The organism is Robinsoniella sp., assembly GCF_034124845.1.
The window spans coordinates 8,229-10,888 of the sequence record NZ_JAWYAJ010000395.1 but is presented as its reverse complement, the minus strand read 5'-3'; the positions used below and the strand labels follow the sequence as shown (position 1 = coordinate 10,888).

Genomic DNA, 2,660 nt, shown 5'->3' with positions numbered 1-2,660 from the left:
AACTGTAGTAATGGCGTTATCCATCTGCAGTTCACCAACCGGTATTATGGCAAATAAATATCCCGAGCAGTTTGTTTCGTTTACGCCTTCCGGGATCTTCCAATCCAGGTTGACTTTTATCTTGGTAGAATCCTCCGAATCAATCTGTGGCTCTGAATGTGACAGATTAGATACTGCTGGCAGCGATTTTTTCACGGTCAATTTGCCGTTTGTTACTGCGGAATCCAGAGTCTGACCGATATTTCCAACTTTTTTCACCACCAATTCTATATTATAATCAGCGTCTAATGCTTTTGGTAAATCAACCTGACAAGTCGTTCCGCTGGAATAATGAAAGGATGCATCCTTCGTAACGTCTTTGCCTTCCGATGTTACCGTTAATTTAAATTCATATTTCGTATTTGCCGAATACGTTGGATCCTTCCAGATGAAATCTACCATATAGGGATAATAAACTTCACTGGGTACCTCACCGGTAATGGCATTTACCTGTTCTTCCATCAATGGGAGGGTAATCGTATCGGCGGCTGGTTCGGAATCTTTATAGAATACTTTGTCTCCGGTATTGCTACCGCTTAATGCTGTTACGGACCAGGTCAGTGTATGATTGAGCGTTTCTGGATTTGGATAATCATCTCCCATCAATTTTTTTATGTCTTCTGAGGTTAAATCATAACGAAGAGCCTCTGTTTTCAGCAGTTCTTTTTCAATCGAAGCCCCGGTTACCGGATTCGTGATCACCACTTTATATCCTCTTACATTTTCTTTGCTTTCATTGGGATTCTGCCAGGTTAAACTATATCCAGGTTCTGCTGTGGTGCCGGTATAAGTCTTTTCAAGACCTTTTGGTGGTGTCAGATTGGCAGTTGTACTTAATAAAAACCTCTTTTCTTCCGTATCAGAAGATAAATAACGGTATTTGACCGTTTTGTCCGAATAGTTATCCGGGTTTAACGACATGGAGTTTTGCTGATCCGAAATGCATATCTGTACTAAATACGCATGCCAGAATTTATTTTCGTATTTTTCTCCCGGCTGGCTATAGTCAATGGTTAAGGCCGCTTCTCCGGTTCCCCAGTTAATATCCATATCATGCTCATTGGAATGCCACTGGAAATATGCATCATTTTCATTATTTAAGAAATAATCAATGACTTTAATCTTCGCCGTACCGTTTTTAAACATGTCATATAATTTATCTTCTAAGAGATGTCCCTGGCTTAATTCACGTAAACCAGAATATAAATTATAGGGACTTTTTGTGAAAATTTCATTTATATTTTTAATGGACAAAGTTACCTTGCTGCTGTTGGCTTCCTGCTGTATCTCCATTTTTTCCGGAACTTCCAGCGTTGGTAATGGTGGCATCATCACAAAGGTCTGTACGATGGATGTTTTACTGTCGGTGGTTATATCAATTTTATTCTCACCTTCCCCTATACTGTAACCTTTTGCCTGAATGGACAGATATAGTTTTTGTCCCATGTATTTCTCAGCAATACTCTTCAGATTTAATGTCAGTCCTTCCAGATTATTGCTGTCGTAATGCTGACCCCAAATTGGGGCTCCCTTGCCGGTTTTTATTCCGTCTACGTATTCATAATTGGTAAAAATGGAGACTTCATAACCGCTGGTTAACCCCACCAGACCTTTCCATTTCATTTCATAGGTCGTTCCCATTACGCCGGTGACTTCTTTTGTGTCCGGTATCGGCAGCTCATAAAAATAATTCTGTAAAATATGGTTTACATTTGTAAGTTCATCATTTTTATCCCAGTTGAAATCATCTGTTTTTCCTATGGTATCCAGAAGCGCATCAAAACTTGCTTCATTCCAATAGCCTTTTTCTCCGGCAGCATCCTTTTCCGTATAGCTTTGGCTGTCACCGTTGTCGGTGTTATATTTTGCAAACGGTTCATTGCCAACCATCCATTTATGAAGCTGTAAGGGGGTATTGCCAAGCTTTAAATAAGGAAGTGTAGATGCTACTCTGTCACTGATAAAATAGCAGTCACGCATACTGGCTCCGGTACATTCTTTATCCCTTAAGTCACTGCTGTTTCCTGTATATCTGCGGGCGCCGATAATTCCTCCGATGTAACCGCATACTTCATCTTTCGTTGCCGCCTTTCCGTCAATCCAACCGATTTTACCAAGGCTGTAGCAATTGATTACGATCCCCTTATTCAAGGTTGAAGCATCGTTTGCATAGCCGATAATACCGCCAGCAGAATTCGCATTTGACAACTCACTTGCAGCTACCCGTTTCACGGATACATTTCCCGTATTATAAACAGATATTACAGCTGAACCTGCTAATTCCCCTGCAATTCCCCCTGCTTCTTTATCTGCGGTTACATGAAATGTATTGTAAGTAGCACGGAACTGTTTGGATTCATTATCCGGATCAATTTTAATATCACTCATGACCTTCGTAGCAACACCGCTGACATAACCCGCGATTCCTCCCACACGCTGTCCGCCCTGAACTACCGGGACTTCTGCACCGTTAGGGATTTGGGTTGAGCACGCAGTAATCGTTCCGCTGGTAAGACTGCCTACGATTCCTCCCACATTAACAGAAGAAGCGTTGGATATCACACTTGCATAATTAGTACATCCATTTAATGCAGTTCCAACCGGCGAAGCCATGGACCCTG

General features: G+C 41.5%; 1 protein-coding gene. It reads right to left on the bottom strand.

The genetic code is table 11. The features are described from left to right. A partial coding sequence (locus ACH2DQ_RS19745) for a hypothetical protein (protein WP_395027980.1) occupies positions 1-2,660 on the bottom strand: 2,660 nt, incomplete at both ends.